At 74.5% G+C, this 506-nt stretch carries 1 protein-coding gene; it reads left to right on the top strand.

Annotated elements, in window-relative coordinates:
• Positions 1 to 452 (top strand): FadR/GntR family transcriptional regulator (locus RF647_RS19335; protein WP_368813149.1); only part of this gene is annotated, 452 nt, incomplete at its 5' end.
• Between the last annotated feature and the right edge of the window lie 54 nt (positions 453 to 506).

The following is a 506-nucleotide window of genomic DNA, read 5'->3' as shown; positions in this document are numbered from 1 at the left end:
GCCCCGTCCGCACGCTCGAGGACCGTCGCCGATTGCTCGCCTACCGGATCGCCGTGGAGTCCGAGGCGGCCGCCCTGGCCGCGGCTGCGCGCACCTCGCGGCATCTGGCCGCCCTGGGGGCCGCGCTGGACGGCTTCGAACGGGACGGCCGGAATCCGTCTGCCGCGCTGGCCCGCGACTTCGAGTTCCACCGCGGTGTGGCCGAAGCCAGTGGCAACCCCTACTTCGTCGACGCCCTGACCGGGTTGGGTCCCACCATGATCTCGATGCCCCGGTACCGCCTGGAACGAGGGAGCACGGACGCGGGCGGACCACGCCTCACCCCCGTTGCCGCGGAGCACCGAGCGGTGCTGGACGCCATCACCGCCGGCGACCCCCTGGCCGCATCGGCCGCCATGCGCACCCACCTGTCGAACTCCCGCCGCCGTGGCGAGGTCCGAGCCGGAGCCTGACCGCCTCCAGGGCCCACGGCAGCAGAGGAGCGACGTCGCGGCCTGGCCGTCGAC

This window comes from Kocuria sp. CPCC 205263 (assembly GCF_040981075.1).
Taxonomy (GTDB): domain Bacteria; phylum Actinomycetota; class Actinomycetes; order Actinomycetales; family Micrococcaceae; genus Kocuria; species Kocuria rosea.
The sequence above is the reverse complement of the archived record's forward strand: the minus strand, read 5'-3'. Positions and strand labels throughout refer to the sequence as shown.